18 protein-coding genes and 1 pseudogene are annotated in these 25,383 nt (G+C 68.8%); 6 read left to right on the top strand and 13 right to left on the bottom strand.

What is annotated here, in order from left to right; genetic code table 11:
* Nucleotides 1-87 precede the first annotated feature (87 nt).
* Entirely contained in the window at nt 88-1,005 is a 918-nt protein-coding gene (locus QM708_RS00690) for a transglutaminase family protein (RefSeq protein WP_415103404.1), read from the bottom strand.
* Nucleotides 1,002-3,581 (bottom strand): circularly permuted type 2 ATP-grasp protein, encoded by a 2,580-nt coding sequence (locus tag QM708_RS00685; RefSeq protein WP_415103402.1) that lies wholly within the window; start codon nt 3,579-3,581, stop codon nt 1,002-1,004. Before QM708_RS00685 ends, QM708_RS00690 begins: the two co-directional genes overlap by 4 nt.
* A gap of 91 nt (nt 3,582-3,672) precedes the next feature.
* Here QM708_RS00685 and QM708_RS00680 point away from each other — a divergent pair, with 91 nt between their 5' ends.
* From QM708_RS00680 to QM708_RS00670, 3 genes are all read left to right on the top strand, one after another.
* Nucleotides 3,673-4,194 (top strand): ferritin, encoded by a 522-nt coding sequence (locus QM708_RS00680; RefSeq protein ID WP_415103400.1) that lies wholly within the window; start codon nt 3,673-3,675, stop codon nt 4,192-4,194.
* Between the two features lie 348 nt (nt 4,195-4,542).
* Nucleotides 4,543-6,366, top strand: a complete 1,824-nt coding sequence (locus QM708_RS00675) for a zinc dependent phospholipase C family protein (RefSeq protein ID WP_415103398.1) — start codon at nt 4,543-4,545, stop codon at nt 6,364-6,366.
* Between the two features lie 28 nt (nt 6,367-6,394).
* Nucleotides 6,395-7,348, top strand: coding sequence for a hypothetical protein (locus tag QM708_RS00670; RefSeq protein ID WP_415103396.1), 954 nt, complete (start codon nt 6,395-6,397; stop codon nt 7,346-7,348).
* Between the two features lie 18 nt (nt 7,349-7,366).
* Here QM708_RS00670 and treS read toward each other — a convergent pair whose 3' ends face one another.
* Nucleotides 7,367-9,613 carry a maltose alpha-D-glucosyltransferase gene (treS, locus tag QM708_RS00665; protein ID WP_415103394.1) on the bottom strand — a complete coding sequence of 749 codons (2,247 nt, stop codon included), beginning with the start codon at nt 9,611-9,613 and terminating at the stop codon, nt 7,367-7,369.
* 125 nt (nt 9,614-9,738) lie between these two features.
* Here treS and QM708_RS00660 point away from each other — a divergent pair, with 125 nt between their 5' ends.
* Entirely contained in the window at nt 9,739-11,229 is a 1,491-nt protein-coding gene (locus QM708_RS00660; RefSeq protein ID WP_415103392.1) for a DUF1846 domain-containing protein, read from the top strand.
* Between the two features lie 3 nt (nt 11,230-11,232).
* Here QM708_RS00660 and QM708_RS00655 read toward each other — a convergent pair whose 3' ends face one another.
* The 5 genes and pseudogenes from QM708_RS00655 to QM708_RS00635 form a co-directional block, all read right to left on the bottom strand.
* Nucleotides 11,233-11,598, bottom strand: coding sequence for a hypothetical protein (locus tag QM708_RS00655; RefSeq protein ID WP_415103390.1), 366 nt, complete (start codon nt 11,596-11,598; stop codon nt 11,233-11,235).
* Nucleotides 11,599-11,669: 71 nt separating this feature from the next.
* A pseudogene (locus QM708_RS00650) lies at nt 11,670-12,140 on the bottom strand (galactose mutarotase); the annotation flags it as partial.
* Between the two features lie 25 nt (nt 12,141-12,165).
* Nucleotides 12,166-13,140, bottom strand: coding sequence for a LacI family DNA-binding transcriptional regulator (locus QM708_RS00645; RefSeq protein WP_415103388.1), 975 nt, complete (start codon nt 13,138-13,140; stop codon nt 12,166-12,168).
* Nucleotides 13,141-13,267: 127 nt separating this feature from the next.
* The gene (locus QM708_RS00640) at nt 13,268-13,525 is read right to left on the bottom strand and encodes a cell division protein CrgA (RefSeq protein WP_415103386.1); all 258 of its coding nucleotides are present in this window, start codon (nt 13,523-13,525) and stop codon (nt 13,268-13,270) included.
* Nucleotides 13,526-13,543: 18 nt separating this feature from the next.
* Complete coding sequence (locus QM708_RS00635) at nt 13,544-15,223, bottom strand: sodium:solute symporter family protein (protein WP_415111190.1); 1,680 nt, start codon at nt 15,221-15,223, stop codon at nt 13,544-13,546.
* A 182-nt stretch (nt 15,224-15,405) separates the two neighbouring features.
* Here QM708_RS00635 and QM708_RS00630 point away from each other — a divergent pair, with 182 nt between their 5' ends.
* Nucleotides 15,406-16,689, top strand: a complete 1,284-nt coding sequence (locus QM708_RS00630; protein WP_415103384.1) for a galactokinase — start codon at nt 15,406-15,408, stop codon at nt 16,687-16,689.
* Here the strand turns inward: QM708_RS00630 and QM708_RS00625 are convergent.
* Genes QM708_RS00625 through QM708_RS00610 form a run of 4 tightly spaced genes read right to left on the bottom strand, consistent with a single transcriptional unit; the run spans nt 16,686 to nt 20,966 of the window.
* The gene (locus tag QM708_RS00625) at nt 16,686-17,771 is read right to left on the bottom strand and encodes an ROK family protein (RefSeq protein WP_415103382.1); all 1,086 of its coding nucleotides are present in this window, start codon (nt 17,769-17,771) and stop codon (nt 16,686-16,688) included. The two genes, QM708_RS00630 and QM708_RS00625, sit on opposite strands and share 4 nt — an antisense overlap.
* A 40-nt stretch (nt 17,772-17,811) precedes the next feature.
* Nucleotides 17,812-19,179 (bottom strand): ABC transporter substrate-binding protein, encoded by a 1,368-nt coding sequence (locus tag QM708_RS00620; protein ID WP_415103380.1) that lies wholly within the window; start codon nt 19,177-19,179, stop codon nt 17,812-17,814.
* 8 nt (nt 19,180-19,187) lie between these two features.
* Nucleotides 19,188-20,123, bottom strand: a complete 936-nt coding sequence (locus QM708_RS00615) for a carbohydrate ABC transporter permease (protein WP_415103378.1) — start codon at nt 20,121-20,123, stop codon at nt 19,188-19,190.
* A 6-nt stretch (nt 20,124-20,129) separates the two neighbouring features.
* Nucleotides 20,130-20,966: a carbohydrate ABC transporter permease gene (locus QM708_RS00610; protein WP_415103376.1), complete on the bottom strand. Its 837-nt coding sequence runs from the start codon at nt 20,964-20,966 to the stop codon at nt 20,130-20,132.
* Between the two features lie 249 nt (nt 20,967-21,215).
* Here QM708_RS00610 and QM708_RS00605 point away from each other — a divergent pair, with 249 nt between their 5' ends.
* Nucleotides 21,216-23,423 carry an alpha-galactosidase gene (locus QM708_RS00605; RefSeq protein ID WP_415103374.1) on the top strand — a complete coding sequence of 736 codons (2,208 nt, stop codon included), beginning with the start codon at nt 21,216-21,218 and terminating at the stop codon, nt 23,421-23,423.
* Between the two features lie 229 nt (nt 23,424-23,652).
* On the opposite strand, the gene QM708_RS00600 is transcribed toward QM708_RS00605, so the two are convergent.
* Entirely contained in the window at nt 23,653-25,230 is a 1,578-nt protein-coding gene (locus QM708_RS00600) for a glycoside hydrolase family 31 protein (RefSeq protein WP_415103372.1), read from the bottom strand.
* Between the last annotated feature and the right edge of the window lie 153 nt (nt 25,231-25,383).

Here is a 25,383-nt window from a genome sequence, read left to right as displayed (position 1 = left end):
ACGCACCTCCTTGCGGCTTGCCCGGTATAACACGGCAAGTCAGCAGGCTATTCCCTGCCGGGCATCCCTGCAGGCGCCCGGGAAAGATCAATCGGCCAGCCGGACCACGTCGACTGCCACCCGCAGCCTGCTGGTCGGGCTCTCGGTGAAGATGACCCCCTTGAGCGGCGTGACGTCGCGGAAGTCCCGCCCCCAGGCCGTGATCAGATAGCGGCTGTCGGCGAGCTGGTCGTTGGTCGGGTCCAGATCGACCCAGGCGCCACCGGGCACCTGCACCGACGCCCAGGCGTGCGTCGCGTCCGAGCCCTCCAGCCGCGGCTGGCCCGGCGGCGGAGCGGTCTCGATGTAGCCGCTGACATAGCGGGCCGGCAGCCCCGCCGCGCGCAGCACGCCGACGGCCAGGTGGGCGAAGTCCTGGCAGACGCCCTCGCGGGCGGCCAGCAGTTCCGGCAGCGTGGTGCGGGTGGTCGTGGCGCCCTTCACGTAGGCGAAGTCGCGGAAGATGGCGTGGGTGACCGCGGCGATCGCCTGGCCCAGGGGACGCTGTGGCCAGGCCAGGGTGTCGGCGTAGGCGCGCACCTCGGGGCCCAGATCGACCAGTTCGGACGGCAGCCGGTACAGGGCGTGCTCCAGCGGATCCAGGGCCCGGTCGGCGAGCAGGGCGGACGCGGCGTCGGCGACCGTCCAGCGGTCGAGGCCGTCCAGGTCGACCTGCGGCCAGGCGATCTCGACGACGCTGCGCTTGGTGACCGTCAGCCGGGTGTGCGGCGTCCCGATCTCGAGGTAGTGGCTGAAGTTGCCGAACAGGTCGACATGCTCGTCGAGGACGTCGGGCGTGGGGGAGACCTCGATGCTGTGCTCGATCACCCGTTGCCCGGGCGCGGTGCGCGGCCGCAGGCAGGCCCGGCCGAAGGAGGCGCTCACGTCCGCCTCGTAGGCATATTCGGTGACGTGGCGCACCTCGTAGCGGCGGGCGTCCAGGTGCTCGGCGGCTTGCACGCTCACGCGCCACCGCCGGTGAGCTCGGCGACCACGAAGCTGCTCTGCGGGGCCTGCGCGACGAAGTGCACGGCCTCGATCTCGTCCGACAGCCCGCGCAGCGCGTCCTCCCAGGCCCGCAGTTCGGCGACCAGTTCCTCACGGTCGCCGGCGGCCAGCGCCGCCAGGTCGGCCTGCCGGACGCGGCGGCGCAGCTCGGTGAGCTTCTCGTCGATCCTCACGTGCGGGGCGTGCGCCAGCGCCTCGCGCAGGCTGTCGAGCTGGAAGGCGAGCGAACGCGGGTTGGCCGGCTCATCGACCAGCAGGGTCAGCGCGGCCACCACCGGGTGCGGGTGACCGACACCGGCCGACATCCGCCGCCGGTAGGTGATCAGGCTGTCGGCGACCCGGAGCACCGACTCGACAACCTGCGCTTCGACGACGGGCGCGCGACGCGGGGTGAGGGTGGTGCGCAGCAGCCGGGGGATCGACTGGGCGCGCTCGATGCGGCGTCCGGCCTGCAGGAAGGCCCACACCTCGTCGCGGACGAGCGATTCGTTGCTGAGCCCGGCGAGGGCGAGCAGCGAGTCGAGGATGCGCGAGGCGACCAGCTGCACGGGCACGGACTCTTCGGCGCGGGCCTCCTCCAGGACGCGGTCGAGCCGGCTCAGCACGCTCGGGGTGTCCATCGACAGGATCTCGCGGGCGTGCTGGGCGGCGGTGCGCGCGCGGGTGACGTTGGAGGCCACCCCGCCGCGGGTGTCGTCGATCAGCAGCGCCTCCAGGAAGGGCAGCGGCTCGGCGAGCAGGGCGTCGGCGTCCACGGCCGGGACGCCCGCGCGGGTGCTCAGGTGCGCGGTGAGGGCGTGCAACGCGACCTGCATCGCCGTATGACCGGGCGTGCCGGGGCGGCGGTGATGATCCTCGACCAGGTTGTCGGCGACCATCGCCAGCCGGGCGCCCAGTTCGGCCCGCTCGGTGTAGCGGCCGAGCCAGTACAGGTTGTCGGCGGCGCGCGGGGTGAGGCCGGGCATCTGCGCGTCGGCCGGCAGCACCCGGGCCCGGGTGAGCGTGTCCAGGTCGATCCGGGACGGGGCGGCGTCCTCGGTGTCCAGCACCCAGACGTCCTTGGCGGCTGCGCCGGCGGTATTGGTCACGTTGAACGAGTCCACCGACGGCGCCACGCGGGCCAGCCCGCCGGGCAGGAAGTGGTAGCCGTCGTCCACGGCGACGCCGAAGGTGCGCAGCATCAGGCCGCGCGGCTCCAGGCCGAGGCGGGTGACCACCGGGGCGGTCGACTTCACCAGCGGCTCCTGCGCCGTCCACGCCCACGGTTCGGCGCGGATCCGGTCGCGCAACTCGTCGAGCTGGGCGCGGGTCTGCTGCCAGCCGAGCAGGTGGCTCTCGCCGGCGCCGCGGTGGATCGGCTTGATCACCAGGCCGCCGAGGCGCCCGAGCACATAGGCGCGCTGGTGCGGCTCGCCGCACCACCAGGTCTCGGGCACGCGCAGCTGGAGTTCCTCACCGAGCAGGGCCTTGGCGAGGGCGTCCTGGAACGGGAGCAAGCCCGGGTTCTCCAGCAGGCTGGCGCGCAGCGGGTTGACCACCGATACGGTGCCGCGGCGGGCGGCGGCGACCAGCCCGGGGACGCCGAGGCGGGACTGGCCGAGCAGGTCGAGGGAGTCGGTCCAGTCGGCGTCCACCCGGCGCAGCACCACGTCGACGGCCTCCAGCCGGCCCATGGTGCGCCGCCACAGCCGGCCGCCGCGCATCACCAGATCATCGGATTGGGCCAGCGGATGGCCGAGCAGGGTCGATAGCAGCGCCTGGTCGAAGGCGGTTTCGCTGCCGGGGCCGGGGGTGAGCAGCACGACGCGGGCGAGATCGTCCACACCGGGGGGTGCGGTCTGCTGCAGCGCCTCGGCGAACAGGCTGAACCAGCCGCGCAGCCGGCGCAGCGGCGTCCGGCGGTGCAGGCGCTCCAGGGCGCGGGCGGTGATCCGCCGGTTGGCCATCGCGTAGCCAGCGCCCGAGGGGGCCTGGGTGCGGTCGGCGAGCACCGTCCAGCTGCCGTCGGGGGTGCGGGCCAGGTCGGTGGAGGTCATCGGGAGCGCGCGGCGTCCGGGCAGGGTGATGCCCTCGGCCTGGGGCAGGAAGCCCGGGTGCGCGGCGACCAGCCCGCCGGGCAGCACGCCGGACGCGACCAGGGTGCGCGGCCCGTTGAGGTCGGCGAACACCGCGTCCAGCAGGCGGGCGCGCTGGTCAAGCCCGCGTTCGAGGCGGGCCCACTCGTCGGCGTCCAGCACCACCGGCAGCGGGTCCAGCAGCCAGGGACGCGCCGGGCGGCCGGGGTGGTCGCCGCCGTAGGTGATGCCGTCGTCGGCGACGAGCCGCTCGACCATCCGGCAGCGGGCTTGCAGCCCGATCGTGCCGAGCCGGTTGACGGTGTCCTCCAGCAGCCGGGCGCCGTCACGGGGACGGCCGGGCGCGAGCAGTTCGTCCGCGCCGCGGGGCGTGCCGAGCGGCAGTGCCCGGTCGGGGGAACTCAGCCGCGCCGCGTACTGCTCGATGAGCGCACCGGTCTCCAGCGCTTCAGCCGTCATGTCACCTCCCGTGTCCGGGCACAGGCTACCCACCCGCGGTGACAATCCGGGGTGCCTTGTCCGCGCGGCGCCCGAGTGGAAGGGTTGAGGAATGAAGCTCACCCAGACTCTGTCCGATGCGTTCGACGCTCAGATCACCCTCGAGTTCGCGGCGTCGCTGGTCTACCGCCAGCTGGCGATCGCGATGGGAGCCCGCGATCTGCCCGGGATGGCCTCGTGGCTGCGCGCCCAGGCCGATGAGGAGGTCGTGCACGCCAACAAGTTCATCGACCACGTCGTCGACCGCGGCGGTCACCCCTGTATCGGCACCATCCAGGCGCCGCAGGTCGCCCCGGACGCCACCCCGTCGCAGGTGTTCGCCGCCGCCTTGGCCCACGAGGAGAAGGTGTCGGCGTCGATTCGCCAGCTGTACCGCACCGCGGACGCCGAGGGCGACCTCGATTCCCGACCCCTGCTCAACTGGTTCCTCGAAGAACAGATCGAGGAGGAGTCCACCGTCGGCGAGATCGTGTCGCAGCTGAAGCTGATCGGCGACGACGGCAACGGTCTGCTCCGGCTGGACGCCGACCTCGGTGGGCGTCAGTCCGGCGGGACCGAGCCCGCCGGCGTGTAGGCCTGCCGACGAGAGGGATCGCTGACGTCGAGGCCTATTCTCGGCCTCGAACTGGCGAGCTGGCACCTGGCAAGGCGTACTGATCCAGCGATACCGCTGCCGGGGGGAAAAGCCATCCCCACGCCATGGTCCACCAGGCGCACAGAGCCCTCAAGCCACTCCTGACACCCTACAACACGACTTTGATGACACCCCTGACTTCGGTGGGGAGGGGCAGGATCGGGTCGCGCGAGGCGACGGGCAATTCCGACAGGGGGGACGTATGCCCTCTTGACGCACACGATGGGGTGGTCTGACTATGGCTTTCAAACGCGGAATTTGCGCCTGGGTGAATGTGAGGAGATCACCGTGCCGGGACCTATTGTGCATCTGCAAAATGTAGGAATGTTGCCTGTCTACCTGCGCGAACTCGGGGGGCACCGAGGGAGCGAACTCGCGAGCCTCCTCGAGAAGGATCCGTGTAGCCCCTACGCCTATTTTGGTTCACAAGGGCCGGACTTTCTAGTGTTCTCTCTCAAGGAGTATGGCACGCCTGCAGACGAGTTTGCGAATTTTCTGTTCGGTGTATACGATGCTCTCGAACCCTTAATCTCGTTCTACGAAGCCGTCGTCGAGCCGGTCGAGCAGGCCATTGAGGACGCGGTGAAGGCGGTCGATCAGGTGGTGCTCGGTGGATTGATCGATCAGATCGGCCAGACGGGAAACCTGCTCGCGTCGACGTTTGTCAACCAATTGGCTGTGATTGCCACCAAGAATGTGGATCTTTTCTACGGATTCTACCCCAAAATTCAAAAGGGGGAGCCTGAAAATTCCTGGTATTGGTTTGATACCTGGCACTATCGCAGGACGGGTAGGTTCGCGTCTGAAATGTGGAGATTGGCGCAGGGTGACGATGATCTCATGCGTTATGCGCTCGGCTATGCTAGTCACATCGGAGCCGATGTTGCGGGCCATCCATTCGTCAACGCGATCGTCGGCGGTCCCTATAGGTCACATTGGCATAGGCATCATCTCGTAGAGAACTGGATCGATGCGTACGCGCGCCTAACCATCCCCGACTCTTCTCAGGTCAAGTCCTGCCTTCGCCTCGGTGGGCGCGACACCTATGTCTCGGATGCTATCTCGGGAAGTTACTACTACCGACTTTGCGAATTCCCGGGGGCTCAGCTCCCGCCGAAACTCACGCGCCTGATCACCAAAGCGGCGAACAGTGTGTACACCGGACCGGACGTTCCCCCGATGCTCAGTGCGACCGATCTCGACACGACATATCGGCTGTGGTTGATGTGGTTCGAGCGTTCGACGTCCATCGGCACGGCCCGTAAGCCCACTCCGGTGGCGCCGCCGTTGTCGGCGGCGGGGAACTTGATCAAGGACTTCATCAATGGGTTCCCGTCGATCCCGGGCGCGGGAAATAGCGGGAATGGTGGCGGTATCTTGGACATTTTTGCCGCGATTGCCGCCTTCATTGGCTGGCTTGTCGAAGCGTTCGTGTATGTGATCACGTGGACGCTGTCACACATTCCAGCGATTTTGTCTTTGCCGATTTCGGTTGCATTGCAGACCGTGAAATGGCTACTTTACCAGGTGCAGAAGTATGTGTGGGAGATATACGAGGAAGGTCGATTTCTGCTAGTGCTTGGTGCGTACCTGTCGCCAGAACCCCGCGACTTCGCGCGGGTGCCGTTTGGGACGGCGTTCATCAATACAGCCTCGGCTCACTTGACCGGGGGGCCTCGGCCTGATTTCAACAAGTATCCGCTTAAGCGGGGATCGCACGGGCTCTTTGGGCCTTCGTATCATCACCTTGTCTATCCGGGAACGCCTCAAGAGTACCCCGCTGCCGAGTTGGCGCCTGCCCCATTCTGGGGGCGGCCTCCTGATATCGTTCTACGGGGCTTTCATCACTGGAATGCCCAGGTGGAGGACCTTTATTGGGCCAAGGCCCCGTACGGTACGGGAGCGGCCTTCACGCACTGGATCGATGAGCAGACCTGGGATTCTCATCAGTTCGGGAGCATTCCGGCCTTTAGTGCGCGGTTGATCAGCGACCATATTGATAATCTCCCGGATTTCAATCTCGACGCCGATCGTGGGCACGGGTGGAAGGCGTGGCGTGCGCGGACTCCAGATATCGACGCACAGAACCCCGTTGACGTCGACTACATCTGACCCAGCCATATCGAGGACGGAGACTCTCATGCAGCATCATGATCATGGGGAACGTGACGATCGGCCGTTCGACGCAACCACACACCTCTACATTCGGACAAACCCAGCTGACGACGGCAGCGAGCCGTTACCCCCCAACCTGGCCTTCTGGGCCAGCCCCGACATCGCGATCGAGCGGCCAGGTGGCATTCTCGGAGGTGAGGCGGAGCCACTGGTTCAGAATCGCGTGAAAGTAACCGTCACCAACGGCGGTGGGCAGCCCGCTGTGGACGCCTACGTCGAGGTCTTCGTCGTGACGCCCACGACCCACATCACCCCGGCCACCGCCACGCTGATCGGCGACGAATTCGTGACGGTGCAGGCGTACTCCACAGCCGACGTTTGGCTGCCGTGGACGCCGTTGCCGTCCGACAGTGGACACCGCTGCCTGGTGGCGCGGGTCTCCCTGTATGCGCCGTTGGACGCCGTCCGTGACCCGACCATCTTCGATGTCGTCGGCGATCGTCACGTGGCTCAGCGGAACATCCAGGTCCTTGAGGTTCAGGCGGGCGAGCGCCGATCATTCCGCTTCAAGCTGGCACATCCACGGATCGGGGATGGCCCGCGGTCGTTGACAGTGGTGGAGACAACCTTCGAGACGGACAGGCAGGCGCTGGTCCGCATGGGCGGCTGCGAGGGAGGTCTGCCCGCGACTATGCCGTTGGCCGAACTTGGCGTGCGCGCGCTGTCGGATATCGGCCCGTCAAGAGGGTCGCCTGACGACCTTCTGAGCGGACGTGGCGACGGTGACTGGTCAACGCCGGGATTCCCTGATTGGCAGCCCTTGCGTCCGTCGCTTCTGGGACTCACCAACTACGGGGTGGTTTCCTTCGCGGTCGCATCGGATGACGAGGTGGGTCGATTGCACGCGTTTGACGTGATCGAGACTGACGCCACGGGCGCCAGACTCGGGGGCTTGTCGTTCGTCGTCCGCGTGGTATGACCTGGTCGCCAGCCACCGCTACTCCTGGGCGGCGTCCGGCTGGCCGGCTTCGCGCACCACGAGCGCGAGCCCGCCGAATGGCGGCAGGTCGACCTCGAAGCCGCCCAGGTCGTCCACCTGGCCGATCGGACGCCGGGTGGCCAGGTCGATGACCTGTCCGGCCGGGATGGCCGGGCTCTGCACGCGCGCCGACAGCCGTTCCTCGGAGAAGTTGAGCACGGTGACCTGCGTGGTGCCATCGGCCAGCCGGTTCACCAGCACGAGCAGGCTGCGGTAGGCGACCTCAGGGATGTCGACGAGCGTGGCCGTGTGGATGCCGTTGTCCTTGCGTAGCCGCAGGATGCGGGCGAGCCGGCGCGCGAAGGAGTCGCGGCGTCCGAGCTGGTCGGGCAGCGACCCGTAGAGCGCGACCGCGCGCGGCATGCCCGAGGCCGACTTGGTGGCCTCCGGTGCGACGCCGAGCAGGTCGTAGCCGCCGCGTTCGATCCAGCGGGTGTCGCCGTCCTTGATCAGCGTCTTCACCTGGGCACGGTCCAGCGGCAGTGCTCCGACCAGATCCCAGCCCGAGAGCGCGAACACGCCGGGCTGCAGCGCGTTGTACATGCACAGCAGCAGGTGGGCGTCCATGATGCGCCGGCGATCGGCGGGGGTGATCGCGGCCAGGTCGGTGATGCCGAGGCTGGCGGCGATGACGGACGCGGTGGTGGACGCGATGCCGTTCTGGGTGAAGGTGGCGTTGTACGGCCCGGCGTCGCCGGTGAGCCGGGCGCGCAGGGTCGCCCGGATGTGCTCGGCGAGATCGCGGCCCTTCATCGTCTCCCCGCCGAAGGTGTAGTCCTCGTCGGCGTGCCGGGTGGCGAAGTGCACCAGCTCGTAGGTGAGCTCGTCGTGGTTCTGCAGCGCATGCACCAGGGACGCCTGGTCGACGCCGATCTTCATCGCCTCGCGCAGGGTGAGCCGGAGGAACTCCGTGTCCCCGGTGCACAGTGCCACGTGGTAGGCGGGCCGGGTGACGAAGTCGTAGGACAGGTCGGGGCCGACCGCGCCGGTGGCGGCGATGTCGTCGATCGTGAGGTTGAGCTCCTGGAAGGTGAAACAGCCCACCTTGCGCACCATCGAGCCGATGAACTGGTTGGCGGCCTGCGACAGCGGATGCCCCTCCGACCAGGCCGGCGACTGGTCGAGCGACTTCTCCACGCCCAGGAATCCGTTGGCGTCCAGGCGCAGCCCGCCCGAGCCGAGGTCGAGCAGCGAATGCAGCGCGTCGCCGATGACCAGGCGCATGCCCGCGAAGGTCGGGTCGAGCCAGTTGATCGACGGCTGTCCCTCCTTGAAGTAGTGCAGGTAGACCCAGCGGCGCAGCACGCCGCGATGGTCGCGGATCGGCGGGGTGGCCGACCAGTTGGTCTCCTTCACGCCCGGCTCGTAGAACATCACCCGCTGCAGTTCGCCGATGATGTAGCCCTGCTCGGCGAGCGCGCGTTCGGCGTCCGGGGACAGGTTGACCGAGTCGGCGCCCTCGGGCACCTCGGGCAGCAGATGCCAGGCGTCCATCGGGATGTCGACCATGTGGTAGATGCCCGGATAGTCCTGGTAGTTGAGTTCGGCGAGCCGGAAGTCGGCGCCCTTGCCGGTGTGCCCGGGCACGATGTCGTCGATGATGGTGCCCCCGTAGGAGGCGGCGCTGGCGCACATCGCGCGGAACTCGTCCTCGGTGCCGAACAGCGGGTCGATCGCCATCGAGATCCGGTCGAAGTGGCCGTCGATGGACGGGGTGGCCTCCCAGCCCGACAGCCCACCGGCCAGCTTGACCGGGCCGGTGTGGATCGCATCGATGCCGATCGCCTCGAACGCCCGCCACAGGTCTTCGGAGCCGAGCGCACCCAGGAACGACTGTCCCGGCGCGGTGATCAACGACAGCGGGTAGGCGGTGTACCAGACCGATGCCTGCTCCAGGGCCGAGCGTGGGTTGGGGGCGGCGAACGCGTTCGCCCACATCAGGTGGTGGCCGGTGAGCTGCCGTGACACCACGGTGGCGTCGGCGAGCATCGACTGCTCGACCAGCCAGTCGACGTAGGCGCGGTTGCGGCCGTCCGCCTCGAACGGCTTGGGCACCCGCTCGTCGGACGCCGAGGCCTTGCTGCGGCGGGCGCGCGGGCGCAGCTTGGCCGGGCGCGCGGCGAACCGCTGCTCGTCGAAACTGATCGCCGGGGCCGGATCGTCGGTGGGGTGTTGTCCGGAGGACTGTGCGGGTGTGCTGCTCACCCCCCGACCGTAGCGGGCGGGCCACGGTTTGGGGGAGTGTCGGGCACGCATGCCGGGCGCCGCTATGATCCTCGGCGTCGGATGAGCGCCGCGATCGGGTCGCGGCGAAGGGGGAATGGGCTGGCATGCATCGGATCGGGTTCGATGGCGAGAAGTACCTGGCGATGCAGTCCGAACAGATCGCGGAGCGCCGGTGCCAGTTCGGCGGCAAGCTTTACCTCGAGTTCGGCGGCAAGCTGTTCGACGATATGCACGCCTCCCGGGTGCTGCCCGGCTTCACCCCCGACAACAAGATCGTGATGTTGTCGTCGATGGCCGATGAGGTCGAGGTCGTGATGGTGGTCAGCGCCAAGGATCTGGCCCGTAACAAGGTGCGTGCCGACCTGGGCATTCCCTATGACGCGGACGTGCTGCGGCTGATCGACGCGTTCCGCTCCTACGGGCTGTACGTGGGCAGCGTGGTGATCTCGCACATGACCGACGACAACCGCCAGGCCAAGACGTTCAAGCGCAAGCTGGAGCGGCTCGGGCTGCAGGTGTTTCGGCACTTCCCGATCAAGGGCTACCCGCACGACGTGGCGCACATCGTCAGCGACGCCGGCTACGGCCGCAACGAGTACGTCGAGACCACCCGCGACCTGGTCGTGGTCACCGCGCCCGGCCCGGGCAGCGGCAAGATGGCCACCTGCCTGTCGCAGCTCTACCATGACCACCAGCGCGGAATCCGCTCGGGCTACGCCAAATACGAGACCTTCCCGATCTGGAACCTGCCGCTGGATCATCCGGTGAACGTCGCCTACGAGGCGGCCACCGCCGACCTGGACGACGTCAACATGATCGACCCGTTCCACCTGTCCGCCTACGGCGAGAGCGCGGTCAACTACAACCGGGATGTCGAGATCTTCCCCGTGCTCAACCTGCTGTTCGAGCGGCTCACCGGCTCCTCGCCGTACCAGTCGCCGACCGACATGGGCGTCAACATGGCCGGGCTGGCGATCGCCGACGACCAGGTGTGCCGCGAGGCGTCCCAGCAGGAGGTGATCCGGCGCTACTACAAGGCGCTGGTGCACGAACGCAAGGACGCCCTCGACCCGGTGGTGTCGGACCGGATCGCGCTGCTGATGAGCCAGTTGGGCGTCTCCACCCACGACCGACCGGTGGTGGCCCCCGCCCTGGAGGTGGAGAAGCGCACCAAGGCGCCCGCGGCGGCGCTGCAACTGCCCGATGGACGGATCGTGACCGGCAAGACCTCGGCGCTGCTCGGCAGCTCCTCGGCGGTGCTGCTGAACGCCCTCAAGGCGCTGGCCGGGATTCCCGACAAGCTCAAGCTGCTCGCGCCCGAGACGATCCAGCCGATCCAGACCCTGAAGACCGAGCATCTGGGTTCGCAGAACCCGCGGCTGCACACCGACGAGGTGCTGATCGCGTTGTCGGTGAGCGCCAACGCCAACCCGAGCGCCAAGGCGGTGCTGGACGAGCTGCGTCACCTGCGCGGCTGCGACGTGCACACCACCGTCATTCTGGGCCCGGTCGACGAGGGCATCTTCCGTAGCCTCGGCGTCAACGTCACCAGCGAGCCGGTCTACCAGACCCGCAACCTGTACCGGAAGCGCTGAGCCTCAGCGGACGCCGCTGCGCGGACCGGGCACGCGGAGCCGGTAGTCGAACCGGTGGCTCATTCCGGGCACGAGCATCACCAGCCCGTCGCCGGAGTTGAAGGCGTCCGGCGCGCAACTCATCGGCTCGACGGCCAGGGCCGCCCGGTTCATCCCGTCGCCGGAATAGACCTGCGCGTAGCGGGCGTCGCTGATCAGTTCGACGGCGAGACCCGAGCCGGGCTCGCGGACGGTGAGGGTCCATTCCCCGTCGGGGAAGCCGGTGAAGGCGTCGTCGAGCACCGTGTCACCCACCACGCGCGGCGTCCGGAAGTCGAGGCCGCGCTCGGCGACGGGCAGCGTCGTGACCGGGGTCTGGTGCTCGTCCATGGTGTAGGCCAGCGTGGCGGGCAGGGTGAGTTCGTAGGCGTCCGCGGGCCAGCCGCGAGGCAGACGTAGGGGTGCGAGGAGACGCCGTAGGGCGCGGGGGCCGCACCGATATTGCGGGTCTCGATCGTGACGCCGAGGCCGTCGGTGCCGAGGTGATAGCCGACGGTGCATTCCAGCGCCCACTCATAGCCCGGGCGCGGCGCGATGAAGGTGCTGAGGATGACCTCGGCCTGTGATGCCCGCACCACCTCCCACTCGACCCAGGCCACCAGCCCGTGCAGGGCGGCGCCGTTGGCGACGTCGTTGACCGGCAGCTGGTGCTCCTGGCCGGCCCAGGAGTAGCGGCCGCCGGCGATCCGGTTGGGCCACGGCACCAGGGTCTTGCCGAGGAAGGCGTCGGAGAGTTCGCCGACCGGGCTGGGCATCACCAGGTCGTGGCCGTCATGGGTGAGCGAGCCGAGCGCGGCGCCGACGGTGAGCACGGTGGCGGTGTAGCGGCCCGCCGCGAGCGGAATCGCGTGGCCGGAGACGGAACGGGTCATCAGAAGTCCTTCGGGTGGTGGGGGCTCACGGCGCGGGCGCGGGGCCGGTCGAGGCGCGGACGATGAGCGTCGAGGGAATGGTCAGCGTGGACGGGGTGGGATCATCCAGCATGCCGAGCGCGGCCTGCAGGGCCTGGCGGCCGATGAGGTCCCAGTCCATCAGCAGGGTGGTCAGCGGCGGTGGGAACGAGACCGACTCGTCGATGTTGTCGCAGCCGACGACCGAGACGTCCTCGGGAATGCGCAGGCCCGCCTCGAACAGCGCCCGGTAGGCGCCCAAGGCCATCTGGTCATTGCCGGCGAACAGCGCGGTCGGGCGTTGCGTGGCCAGCAGGGCCCGGGTCGCCTCGTAGCCGGACTCGGCGCTCCAGTCGCCGCGCACCACCTCCGGCACCGGGCACCCGGCTTCGATCAGCGCCTCACGCCAGGCGTTCTCGCGGGCGCGAGCGGGGATCGACCGTTCGGGACCGGCGAGGTGGTGCACGGTGCGATGGCCGAGCCCGAGCAGGTGGGCGACCACCTCGCGTGCGCCGGAGGTTTCGTCGATGCTGACCGAGGACGCCCGCTCGGGGGCCCCCGAACTGAGCACGACGGTGGGCACGGGCAGATAGGGGGGCACCTCGACGTCGCCGCCGAGGGAGGAGGACACGATCACGATGGCCACGTCGATCGAGGACTGCTCCAGTGCGCCCGGGGGGTAGGAGGATCGCGTGGTCGTGGTGGGAATGAGGACGGTGGAATAGCCGTGCGCGGCCGCGGCGTCCACGATGCCCTCGAGCGCCTTGCGGTTCCCCACCGAGCGCAGGGTGCGGTAGAGGACGCCGATGGTCTTGAAGTCGCCGCGCTTCATGGCGCGGGCGGCGGCGTTGGGGCGGTACCCGAGTTCGCGCATCGCGGCGAGGACGGCGTCCTTCTTCGGTTCGGTGACGTAGGGCTCGCCGTTGACCACCCGGGAGACGGTCTGGGTCGATACGCCGGCCAGACGCGCGACATCGCCCATGGATGGTCGCTTCCGGCTCGCCATCACCCTCCTGCCCCTCCGCACCGCTGCTGAGGCCAGTCTAGGGCCGCCGAGGTGAGGGCGCGGGCCGCACCCCCACCTCGGATCGGTCATGGCCGGTGGCCTGTCAGTGGCCGCCGCCGGAGGCGCCGCCGGTGGGGTTGACCCGCCACCAGATCGCCATCACGACGGCCACCACGAGCAGGCCGAGGCCCGACCAGAGGTTGCCGTTGATGCCGCCGGTCTTGGCGAGCTGTTCGGGACCGGTGGCGGTGAACGCGACGATCAGCAGGAACAGGCCGATGAGGCCGAGCGCGGCACCGATGATGACGCGGATGTCGGTGAGGTCGGCCTTCGCGGGCCGGGTCTGGGTGGTGTCAGGCATGTCGGATTCCTTCCTGGCCTAGTGGAAGACCACGTTGAGGGCGATGACCAGCACGGACGCGGCGATGCCCAGCGGAATCGGGCGCCGCCACGCGGGCAGCTGGTGCAGCTGGGGATCGGTGCGCTCGGACTTGGGCGTGAGCGAGTAGACGAAGCCGCGGAGTTCCGCCTCCGGCTTGGGACGAGTGAACTGCGAGGCGATGATGGTGACCACCACGTCCACCACGAACGCCGTCGAGGCGGCCAGGAACGCACCGCCCTGGCCGGGCAGCGAGAGCGAGCCGGTCCACATCAGCACGTTGATCGCCAGGGCGCCCAGGGTGCCGGCCGCCAGGCCCATCCAGCCCGCGGCCGGGGTGGCCTTCTTCCAGAACATACCGACGATGAAGGTGGCGAACAGCGGCGCGTTGAACATGGAGAACAACTGCTGCAGGTAGTCCATCAAGTTGTTGTACTGAGAGGCGATCAACGCGGTGAAGATCGCGATGATGGACGCCGCCAGCGTGGACAGCTTGCCGACCCGCAGGTAGGTGTCGTCGGACTGGCCCGGCTTGAAGTAACGCTCGTACAGGTCGACGGTGAACACGGTGTTGAAGGCGGAGATGTTGGCCGCCATGCCGGCCATGAAGGAGGCCAGCAGGCCGGTGATGGCCAGGCCGAGCAGGCCGTCGGGCAGGATGTCGCGCATCAGCAGCAGGATGGCGTTGTTGTACTCGAACGACTCGCCGGCGTTCTTGGCCTCGGCGACCTCGCTGACCAGCACGCCGGCGATCATGCCGGGGATGATCACCAGGAAAGGCACGAACATCTTCACGAAGGTGCCGATGATCGGCGTCTTCTGCGCCGCCGAGATCGAGTCGGACGCCATGGCGCGCTGCACCTCGACGAAGTTGGTCGTCCAGTAGCCGAAGGAGAGCACGAAGCCGAGGCCGAAGACGATGCCGACCACCGACATCACCGGGGAGTCGAAGCCGGACAGCAGCAGGCCCGGCCAGGAGTTCAACTGGAGCGCCGGATCGGTGCCGGAACTCACCGCGTTCTCGGTGATCTGCGCCTTCAGGCCGCTCCAGCCGCCGGTGCGATGCAGGCCGATCAGGGTGAGCGGCAGCAGCGCGGCCACGATGACGAAGAACTGCAGCACCTCGTTGTAGATCGCCGCGGCCAGGCCGCCGAGGGTGATGTAGGTGAACACGATCACGGCGGCGACCACCAGGGCCAGCCACAGCGGCCAGCCGAGCAGCCAGTTGATGATCTTGCCGAGCAGGAACAGGTTGATGCCGGCGATCAGCAGCTGGGCCAGGGCGAAGCTTAGCGAGTTGATCAGGTGCGCGGTGGTGCCGAATCGTTTGAACATGAACTCGGGCACCGAGCGGACCTTCGAGCCGTAGTAGAACGGCATCATCACCAGGCCGAGGAAGATCATTGCCGGGACGGCGCCGACCCAGAAGTAGTGGAAGGTCGGCATGCCGTATTGGGCGCCGTTGGCGGACATGCCCATGATCTCGACGGCGCCGAGGTTGGCCGAGACGAAGGCGATGCCGGTGACCCAGGCGGGCATCGAGCGCCCGCCAGTGAGGAATTCGTCGGAGGACTTGGCCTTCGCCTTCATGACGAAGCCGACGCCCAGGACGAAGGCGAAGTAGATGACGATGGGGACGTAGTCGTACCACTGCGCGTTGAGCAGGAGGTCCTGCTCCATCAGCACGCTGGTCATTGAGTGCTCCTGTTCGGATGCTGTCGGTCGGGGTGAGGCGGGGATGCGCGGCGACTGCGCCGCGCGCGGTTCGCTCACCAGCTTCGTGGCAAACCGAGCTCAAGCCCGAGGTGTATGTTAACGTAAACATTACGAGCGTGTTCCCGGTTCGTCAAAGGAGAGGTGCCATGGAATCCCAGGAGTTGGTCGACCGCCTGAACGCGGGCGATCTCGATGCGCGCATCGCGCAGATCTACGCGGTCGCCGGCCCGGCGCTGGCCGCCGCCCGTGCCCGGCTGACCGGTCTTGCCGTCCGGTTCGCCGATGAGTTCCCGGGATTGCCGGCCGCGCTGTTCACCGCCGCGGGCCGCACCGAGATGGGCGGCAACCACACCGACCATCAGCACGGCCAGGTGCTCGCTGGCTCGGTCAGTGTCGACATGATCGCCTGCGGCGGGCCCAACGGCACCGACGAGATCCGGGTCCGTTCCGAGGGCTACCCCGAGGTCGTGGTCCGTCTCGGCGACCTGGAACCGAACCCCGCCGAGCATGGCTCCTCGGAATCCCTGGTGCGCGGGGTCGCCCGCGCGCTCACCGATCGTGGCTTCCCGCTGGCCGGGGCGTCGTTGTGCGTGGTCTCCAGCGTTCCCGGGGGCTCGGGGCTGTCGTCCTCGGCCTCCTACGAGATCCTGATCGGGGTTGCGCTCAACCACCTGTTCTGCGGCGGCGAACTCTCCGCGGTGGAGCTGGCGCAGATCGGCCAGTACGCCGAGAACGTGTTCTTCGGCAAGCCGAGCGGGCTGATGGACCAGATGGCCTGTTCGGTCGGCGGGGTGGTCCACATCGATTTCGCCGATCCGGCCGCGCCGGTCTTCAACCGGGTCGAGGTCGACCTGGCGGCCGCCGGGCACGTGCTGTGCATCATCGATTCGGGCGCCGACCACGCCGACCTGACCGACGAGTACTCCGCGATCACCGCCGAGATGCGCGCGGCGGCGGCCTGCTTCGGCGCCGAGTATCTGAGCCAGGTCGACCCGGACGCCTTCTGGGCGCGCCTGGACGAGGTGCGCCGGAAGGCCGGTGACCGCGCCGCGCTGCGAGCCATCCACTTCTTCGAGGACAACGCGCGGGTGCCACAACAGGCGGCCGCACTCGCGCAGGGGCGTTTCGGTGACTTCCTCGGGCTCGTCACGGCGTCGGGCATCTCGTCGGCCACCCACCTGCAGAACCTGTACGCGGCCTCGCACCCGGCCCAGCAGGCCGTGGGCATCACCATCGCGCTCGCCCAGCGGCTGCTGGACGGCAGGGGAGCGGTGCGCGTGCACGGCGGCGGCTTCGCCGGCACCGTGCAGGCCTATGTTCCGGTGGAGTCCGCGGACGCCTTCAAGGCCGGTATGGACGCTGTGCTCGGTGAGGGCGCCTGCCAGGTGCTGTCGATCCGCCCCATCGGCGGCGGTGTGATCGCCGGCTAACGCAGCTGCAGGCTGGCGCGGATCGCCAAGGCCGCGCCGCCACGGGCCCAGCTGAGGAAATCGAGGGTGTCGCCCATCTGCACCTCGGGCGGTTCGATGTCGTAGTAGCGGTGCCGCTCCAGGCCGCGCTGGATCGCGGGCAGCCGTGGCACGAAGGGCGCGATCCCGTCGCCGGTGATCAGCACCCGCTCCGGGCCCCAGGCGAGCTTGGCCAGCCCGACCAGTTCGCCGAGGGCCTCGGCCGCCTCGTCGAGGACGCCGCCCACCACCGGGTCGTCACCGCGCAGGTCGGCTTCGGTCAGCGGACGCCCGGCCGCGGCGCAGGCGCGCTCAAGCAGCGGCTCGGTGGCCAGCATCTCGCGGAAGCGGCGTCCGTCACTGGCCCACGCGGCGCCGAGCATGCCCGCCGAGCCCTGATGCCCGAGCAGGAGGCGGTCCTCCACGACGGCGCCCGCGCCCACGCCGACCCCGACGGTGAGGACGACGAAGTTGTGCGCGCCGCGGCCGCGGCCGAACCAGTGCTCGGCCAGGGTGAGGGCGTCCACGTCGTTGGCGGCCGCGCAGGACAGGCCGGTGGCGGTGGTGACCGCGCCGGTGATGTTGCCGCCGCTCCAGCCGAGCAGGCGGGCGGCGCGGACGGTGCCGAACGGGTCGACCGCGCCGGCGATCGAGACGCCCAGTGCCTCCGGCGTCCAGGTGCCCGCGCGCTGGTCGAGCAGCCCGGCGATGGCCGCGGCGGTCGACTCGACCGACGAGGTGTCGGCGTCCTCGACCGCCGAGCCGTGCACGACGCCGCACAGGCCGGCCAGAACGGCGTACAGCCGGCCGGGAACCACCTTCACGCCCACGAACCGGGCCGCCGAGTCGACCGCCTCCAGCGGCAGGGCCGGCCGTCCGACCCGGGCGCGCCGCGACGCGCCCTCTTTCAGGATTCCGGCGCCGACCAGTGGTGCGGTGACGCGGGTCAGCGAGCCCGAACTCAGCCCCGTCCGCCTCGTCATGGCGGCCCGGGAGATCGGGCCGTGCCGCAGAACTGTCTCGACGAGCAGACGGGAGGTAGGGTCCAGCTCTGCGAGGCTCACGTCCCCGATTATGGCAGCCCTGGACCCCACCTTCGTGCCGCTAGCCGCGCGAGGCCAGCTCGAGCAGCCGGTTGACCTGTTTGTTCAGGTCGGTCAGCGAACCGACCGGCTGCTGGCCGATGTAGATCGCCTCGAAGGTCGGCCCGGTGAGACCGGCGATGTCGGCCGCATTCGTGGTGACCGCCAGCGTCTGGGTGGTGCCCTCGTCGAGGTGAACCGTGAACGCAGAGACGTCGAGACCGGCGGCCTGGCGCGCCTTCAAGGACGCCTGGGTGCCGGCGTCACGAGCCGGGAACACCACGCCCGCCTCGCCGATCATCACCTGGCAGGCGTCGCTGGCCATGAAGGCCACCCACTCGGCGGCTGCCTCCTTGTCGTCGGCGAAGCGGGTCACCGAATCGGCCAGGCCGTTGAACGGGCTGGACCGCTGCCCCGAGGGGCCGATCGGGGTGGGCGCGATCTTCAGGTCAATGTCCTTGAGGCCCTGGAAGGAGGAGATCATCCACGACCCGGACAGGCCCAGCACCGCCTGGCCCGCGGCGACCTGCTGGTAGCCGCCGGTGTCCTTGCTGAACTGGCCGTACTTGGGCATATAGCCCTTCTCGGCCAGGCCGAAGTACCAGCTGATCGCCTCCTGGAAACGCGGATCGTCGAGGTTGTACTTCGAACCCCACGGGTTCTTGTCCAGCGGCTGCCAGTTGCCGAGCGAACCGGTGTAGGGGCCCCACTGGGTCTGGCCGAGATTCTCGCCACCGCCGCCCTCGGCGGACAGCCCGTAGACCTTGATCCGGTTCTTGTCGAAGCCCGGCTCATCGCCCCGGACGCCGTTCACGTCGACGGTGAGGTGGGCGATGATCTTCTCGAAGCTGCCGCCGTCGACCGGATTCCACTCCATGGTGGCCAGCTGCTGGGCGGTGACGCCCGCGGCGTCGGTCACCTTGGCGTCGTAGAAGTAGCCGACGGTGTCCCAGTCCTTGGGGGTGCCATAGCGATGCCCGTCCGGGCCCTTCCACAACTCGGCCAGGCCGTAGGCGAACTCGTCATCGGTGATGCCCTTGGTCGCGTCCAGCTCGTCCAGCGGCAACAGGACGCCGAGGTCGACGAACTGGGCGTACTTGGCCAGGTGGTTGGTGAACACGTCCGGGGCCTGGTCGGCAATGAAGCCCGCGGTCAGCTTGCTCCAGTAGTCGCCCCAGCCGTACTGGGTGATGCGCACCTTCTTGCCGCCCTGGGCCTCGAAGGCGTCCGCGCACTGCTGGTAGCCCGGCTGCTGGGCCGAATCCCACAGCCAGTAGTCGATGGCGTCGGACGATCCCGGGCCGGGTGCCGGGGTGTTGCTGGTGCACCCGGTGGCCAGCACCGCGGCCGCGAGCAGCCCCGAGCCGAGCGCGGTGAGTGTCTTCCTCATGGTGGTCCTCACTTGATTCCGCTGAAGCCGATGGAGTTGACGATGCGCTTGGCGCTGAACATGAACAGCACCAGCATCGGGAGCGCGGCCACCAAGGTGGCGGCCATCAGGCCCGCCCAGTCGGGGCCGGTCTGCGGCGACTGCGCCCGGAACACGCCCAGCCCGACGGTGAGCAGCCGGGAATTGTCGGTGTAGCTCACCATCAGCGGCCAGAAGTAGTCGTTCCAGGAGCCGATGTAGGTCAGCAGCGACAGCGTCGCCAGGGGTGCGGACGACATCGGCAGGATCAGCCGGAAGAAGACGCCCAGCTTCGAGGTGCCGTCCAGGCGCGCGGCCTCTTCGAGCTCGACCGGCACGTTCATGAAGAACTGGCGCAGGAAGAACACCGCGAACGGGGTCATCAGCATGCCGGGCAGCGCGATGCCGAGCAGGGTGTCGATCAGGCCGAGCTGCTTGATCAGCACGAAGTTCGGCAGGAAGGTGAAGATGGCCGGCACCATCAGGCCCGCCAGGAACAGGCCGAAGAAGAAGTTGCGGCCGGGCCAGTGCAGGCGGGCGAACGCGTAGGCGGCGCTCGCGGAGAAGAACACCTGCCCGACGGTGACCAGGGTGGCGACGATGACGCTGTTGATCAGGAACCGCCAGAAATCGATCGCCTGGCCGGACCCTCCGGCCGCGATCGCCTCTTCGCCGGTCTGCATGCCGAACACGCGCTCGAAGCCGCCCAGGTTGAAGTCGACCGGCAGCCAGGAGGTGGCGCCCGCGTACAGGGCGGCGTTGGAGGACAGCGCGGTGCGCAACATCCAGTAGAAGGGGAACAAGGTGACCAGCATGATGATGGCCATCGCGGTCCAGCCGGCGATGCGGCCCCAGTTGATCCGCCGCTCGGCCTTCACGGGCGCCCCGGCGCCGCCGGGGGTAACTGCTGTGGGTGTGGAGCTCATGATTCCTCAGTTCAGGTCGGTCTCGCCGGCGCGGCTGAGCCGGTACTGGAGGGCGGTGACGATCAGCAGGATGGCCAGCAGCGCGACCGACAGCGCGGAGGCGTAGCCGAACTGGAAGCGGCCGAAGGCCATCTCGTAGATGTAGAGCTGCAGCACGCGTGAGGAGTTCACCGGGCCGCCGTTCGTGGTGACCGCGACCGTGTCGAAGACCTGGAACGAACCGATGATGGTCATGATCAGCACGAGCGCGAGGATCGGGCGCAGCAGCGGGATGGTGATCCGCCAGAACATCCGCCATTCGCTGGCGCCGTCCACGCGGGCCGCCTCGTAGACGCTGCTCGGGATCGTCTGCAGGCCGGCGAAGATCAGCAGCGCGGTGTAGCCCATGTGCCGCCACACGTTGATCAGGGCGATCGTCGGGATGACGGTGGACTCCTGGCCCAGGAACGGAATGCGGTCCAGGCCGAGCGAGGCGATCATCTGGTTGCCGATGCCGAGCTGCATGTCGAGGATCCACAAGAAGATCAAGGCGGCGACCACGTTGGAGACCAGGTACGGCGCCAGCACGACGCTGCGTACGAAGGTGGACTCGGTGAGCCGGTGCATCAGCACCGCGATCACCAGCGCCATCACGGTCTGGACGCCGATGTTGATCACGACGTACTGCAGGGTGACTCCGGCGGCGTTCCAGAAGATCGGGTCGGAGAACATGCGTTCGTAGTTGGTGAAGCCGACGAAGTTCGCCGGGGTGAGCAGGTTGTAGTCGGTGAAGCTCAGCCAGATGCCGTTGATGGTCGGCCAGAGCATGAAGAGAAGGAAGCCGATCAGTGCGGGCAGGATCATGACAGCAGCGAGCTTCAGATCTCCCCACGACCTCTTCCGAGCGATCGGCGCGGCCGACGCTGGCCGTGTAGCCATAGTTACCTCCGTTGGTAAAGTAAGAAAACTTTGGCACGAAGGTAATGTGTGGTCAAGCTCCATCCGGCCACCGGTTAGCTTTGGAGTGAAGTTTTATCCGCGCTAGGGTTGGACGCCGCGCTCCACCCTGCGGGGAGCTGATCGCCCACCTCTACCCTCCGAAGGAGACCTTCGATGTCGACCCACCAGACGATCGGTGAGGCCGGCGGACCGGATCCGATCCTCGCCGCCCACAACGTCCTGCTGCGCCGGGGAGGCACCTCGGTCTTCCTGCACACCGAACCCGACTCGCTGCCCGAGGTGCTGCACTGGGGGGCCGACCTCGGCGCCCTGACTCCCGCCGACCTGGACGCCTGGGCGTCCGCCGGCGTCGGGGGAGTGGTCTCGGGAAGCCCCGACATCCCGCTGCGCCTGTCGCTGGTGCCGCAGCAGGCCGAAGGCTGGGTCGGCACGCCCGGACTGACCGGCTCACGAGGCGGCCTGGGGCAGTTCTCGTCGTTCGCGCCCATCGGCATCGACATCGTGGCCTACGAAGGGACCGACGGCGCGGCGTCCGGGGTGCGCGTGCTGGCGCACGACGCCGAGGCCTGCCTCGATCTGGCCCTCGACATCGAGCTGGAGGCGTCCGGGCTGCTGCGGCTGCGCGCCACACTCACCAATCGCGGCGAGGACGGATACGGCGTCGACTCGCTGCTGCTCGCGCTGCCGACCCCGCCGAGCGAGACCCTGGTGCTGGACCAGTCCGGGCACCACCTGCGCGAGCGCGACACTGCCTTCCACGAGTTCACTATCGGCACCCATGAGCGGACGACGCGGGCCACCCGCGCGCTGATGGCCTCTACCGTCCACGGCACCTGCGAGACCGGAACCGGCTGGAACCGCGGAATGGTGCACTACCTGCACGTGGCCTGGTCGGGCAACGTCCGCACCGTCGCCGAGCGCGCCGTGCTCGGCCCGCAGGCGCTGCTCGGCGGCGAACTGCTCATGCCCGGCGAGGTCGTGCTCGGTCACGCGGAGTCCTACGCGACGCCATGGATCGTGGCCACCTGGGGCGAAGGACTCGACCAGGCCGCCGCCCGCATCCACGACTTCCTGCGCTCGCGCCCGGCCCACCCATCGACACCGCGCCCGGTCACCTTCAACGCCTGGGAGGCGGTCTACTTCGACCACTCGCTGCCCAAGCTGCTGCGGCTGGTCGACGTGGCCGCCGACGCCGGTGCGGAACGATTCGTGCTCGACGACGGCTGGTTCGGCGACCGGCGCGACGACACCGCCGGCCTCGGCGACTGGGTCGTCTCGCCCGAGGCGTGGCCCGAGGGCCTGGCCCCGCTGGCGGACGCCGTCCGCGCCCGCGGCATGGAGTTCGGCCTGTGGGTCGAGCCCGAGATGATCAACCCCGATTCCGAGGCCGCCCGCGCCCATCCCGAATGGATCTTGTCGCCGCGCACGCGCCGCCCGCAGGAGGAGCGGATGCAGCAGGTGATCGACCTGACCAACCCTGCGGCCTTCGAGCATGTCCGCTCGCAATTGCTGCAGGTGCTCGCCGATGTGCGGATCGACTTCCTGAAATGGGACTTCAACCGCGACCTCAACGAGGCGGTGTCACCGCTGACCGGACGGCCCGCCTACCACGCGCAGGCGCAGGCGACCTACCGGCTGATGGATGCCCTGCTCGCCGAGCACCCGGGCCTGGAGATCGAATCCTGCTCCAGCGGTGGCGGGCGCATCGATCTCGGCGTGATGGAGCATGCCGTGCGGGTGTGGGGATCGGACTGCATCGACCCGCTGGAGCGCCAGTTGATCGAGGCCGGCACCTCGCTGCTGCTGCCGCCGGAACTGGTCGGGTCGCATGTGGCCTCCACCACCTCGCACACCACCGGCCGCACCCTGAACCTGAGCCTGCGGGCCTCGACCGCCCTGTTCTCGCACATGGGCATCGAGTGGAACCTCTTGGAGGCCTCCGATGCCGAGCGCCGCGAGCTCGCCGCCTGGGTGGCGCTGCACAAGCGGTTGCGGCCGTTGCTGCACACCGGCCGGGTGGTGCACGGCGACCTCACCGACCCCGGCTGGCGGATCCGGGGCGTCGTCGCCCAGGACGGAGCGGAAGCGGTCTACGCGCTGGTGCGCGTGGCCACCTCGGCGGTGCGCCCGCCGCAGGCGATGCGCCTGCCCGGGCTCGACGAGGCCGCGACCTACCGGTTGGAGGAACTGCTGCCCGAGGGCGTCGGCTCGGCGGTGCGGCGCCGGCAGCGCTCGCCCGAGTCGTGGGCGTGGTGGTTCGACGGCGTCACGCTGCCCGGCTCGGTGCTGAGCACCGTCGGGCTGCGCTTCCCCGACCTCGATCCCGAGCAGGTGATCCTCGTTCACCTGCGTCGCCGCTGAGCGGCCTGGCCCCGTTCCGGGCAGGCGGCGCTTCTCGCAGGTGGTGAGTGCCGCCTGCCCAGTTCGGGCTCAGCAATGGTCGTTCTCAGGCAGGTGATCGGCTGACGACGGCGTGTGGGCTCAGAGATTGTCGTTATGAGAGTGGAAAGCACCCCTTATAACGACCATCGCTGAGCCCTGGCCCGAATGGGCATCGGTGACCCATCTGAGAACGACCTTTTCTTGGTCCTTAGCCGTGGATGCGGCGCCAGGCCGGGAGCGAGGCGAGGGTCACGTCGAGGGTGAGCGTGACGGGGTCTCCCGTGACCTCGACGACCTGGCCGTCGGGCATGCCGGTGCCGAGCGGCGCCCATCGGCCGTGCGGAAGCACAACCTGCCGATGGGTGGCGCCGCGCTCCAGGACCGGCGCGACCAGAACATCCTTCCCGAGCAGGAACTGATCGGTGACCTGCTCGGTTCCCGGGTCGTGGTAGGCCAGCGGGCGCAGGATCGGCTCGCCGGTGCGTGCGGCGTGCGCGACCAGCGCCAGGATCTCGGGAACCAGTGCCTGCCGCAGCGCCACGGCCGCCTTCACCGCGGCGAGCGCCTCCTCATCCAGAACCCGCGCCGGGTTGAGGGAGAACTGCATCATCGGGAACAGTGCCGCGCACTGGGCATAGCGAACGAACTGCTCGACGTCGACCGCGGCACCCGGCTCGAACTGGGCCAGATCGCCGCCGCCGATCATGTCCGGGCAGTTGAAGGCGTGCCCGGTCAGGCTTTGCGCGATGCCTTCGGGGATCAGCGAGCCCAGCCCGGCGGCGTCCCAGGTGGGCGGCTTGTCGTGCAGCCGCTGGGCCAGGCCAAGCCCGCCGGCCCGCCAGGAGGCGCGGAACTCGTTGAACGCGAACTGCTCACCGAAGCGGGCATACGCGGCCGTCTGCGCGATACGCCCGATGCCGCCACGGCCCTGATCGTCGTCGCGGTAATCGCGCAGATCACCGGCGTCGAACTTGAACCCGTCGACACCGGTCTCGGCCTGCAGCGCGCGCAGGGTGTCGGCCCACCAGTCGCATGCCGGTGCGAAGGTCAGGTCGAGCACCGCCGACCAGCCGTTCCACCAGCGCCGGACCACGATCTCGCCGTCGGCGCCGCGCAAGAGCAGGTCGCGGCGCTCGAGTGCGCGATAGACCGCGTTGTCGGGGCTGATGAACGGCACCACCCACACCATCACCCGGAAACCGAGACGGTGGAGTTCGTCGACCATCGCCCGCGGATCGGGGAACCGCCCGGCCTCGAACCGCCAATCCCCGTAGTCGGCGGCCCACAGGTCGTCGATCATCAGCACGCCGGGCGGGAACCCGGCGGCGAGGATCCTGCGGGCATAGTCGAGCACGCCCTGCTGGGTGGGGGTGTAGGGCAGCTCGATCCAGGTGTTGTACTGCGGGCCCTCGAACAGTTCCGGCGCCGGCGTCCGGCCCGAGGCCGGCATGAACCGGCGCACGGCCTCGCGATAGGCGCCGCGAAGCGTGGCCACATCGGCGGTTGCGGTCTGGACGCCGGTGCCCTCGGCGCGCAGTTGGCCGTCCTCGATGGTGAAGGTGAACGGCTGATCGGACGCGATGACGCGGCCGTGACTGGAGATCAGGACCGGCGCCGACTGATTGGAGGCGTCCGCGGGATCGTTCACGAGCCCGGCATTGCGGGCGAGGTCGCGATGATGCGAAGTCTCGCGCCCGAACGGCATCAAGGTGCCATCGGCGGCCGCACCGCCCCACCACCACTCTCCGTGCTCGATCTCCACGTTCACCGTGTCCGAAGTCACCATCGCACCCACATTCCTTTGCTGCAAAACAAACGTTCGCTCAGCCTACTGCGCCGCGACGGCGCGTGCGCCCCCTGGGGTGGCCCTCATGTGCTCCGGTGGTCGCGGCCGCGGCAGGTGCGTTCATCGGATGCTGACCGGATGAGCATCGCCTGG

The sequence above is a fragment of the Propioniciclava sp. genome (genome assembly GCF_047602245.1).
Taxonomy (GTDB): domain Bacteria; phylum Actinomycetota; class Actinomycetes; order Propionibacteriales; family Propionibacteriaceae; genus Propioniciclava.
This window is presented reverse-complemented; position numbering and strand designations above follow the sequence as displayed.

What these genes read in the sequence shown, in the direction of transcription:
- QM708_RS00635 (WP_415111190.1), bottom strand. Translation starts at nt 15,223, where the DNA reads ATGGAGCAGGACCTCCTGCTCAACGCGCAGTGGTACGACTACGTCCCC.
- QM708_RS00660 (WP_415103392.1), top strand. Translation starts at nt 9,739, where the DNA reads ATGCATCGGATCGGGTTCGATGGCGAGAAGTACCTGGCGATGCAGTCC.
- QM708_RS00655 (WP_415103390.1), bottom strand. Translation starts at nt 11,598, where the DNA reads ATGGACGAGCACCAGACCCCGGTCACGACGCTGCCCGTCGCCGAGCGC.
- QM708_RS00645 (WP_415103388.1), bottom strand. Translation starts at nt 13,140, where the DNA reads ATGGGCGATGTCGCGCGTCTGGCCGGCGTATCGACCCAGACCGTCTCC.
- QM708_RS00605 (WP_415103374.1), top strand. Translation starts at nt 21,216, where the DNA reads ATGTCGACCCACCAGACGATCGGTGAGGCCGGCGGACCGGATCCGATC.
- QM708_RS00620 (WP_415103380.1), bottom strand. Translation starts at nt 19,179, where the DNA reads ATGAGGAAGACACTCACCGCGCTCGGCTCGGGGCTGCTCGCGGCCGCG.
- QM708_RS00670 (WP_415103396.1), top strand. Translation starts at nt 6,395, where the DNA reads ATGCAGCATCATGATCATGGGGAACGTGACGATCGGCCGTTCGACGCA.
- QM708_RS00600 (WP_415103372.1), bottom strand. Translation starts at nt 25,230, where the DNA reads ATGGTGACTTCGGACACGGTGAACGTGGAGATCGAGCACGGAGAGTGG.
- QM708_RS00615 (WP_415103378.1), bottom strand. Translation starts at nt 20,123, where the DNA reads ATGAGCTCCACACCCACAGCAGTTACCCCCGGCGGCGCCGGGGCGCCC.
- QM708_RS00685 (WP_415103402.1), bottom strand. Translation starts at nt 3,581, where the DNA reads ATGACGGCTGAAGCGCTGGAGACCGGTGCGCTCATCGAGCAGTACGCG.
- QM708_RS00680 (WP_415103400.1), top strand. Translation starts at nt 3,673, where the DNA reads ATGAAGCTCACCCAGACTCTGTCCGATGCGTTCGACGCTCAGATCACC.
- QM708_RS00610 (WP_415103376.1), bottom strand. Translation starts at nt 20,966, where the DNA reads ATGATCCTGCCCGCACTGATCGGCTTCCTTCTCTTCATGCTCTGGCCG.
- QM708_RS00640 (WP_415103386.1), bottom strand. Translation starts at nt 13,525, where the DNA reads ATGCCTGACACCACCCAGACCCGGCCCGCGAAGGCCGACCTCACCGAC.
- QM708_RS00630 (WP_415103384.1), top strand. Translation starts at nt 15,406, where the DNA reads ATGGAATCCCAGGAGTTGGTCGACCGCCTGAACGCGGGCGATCTCGAT.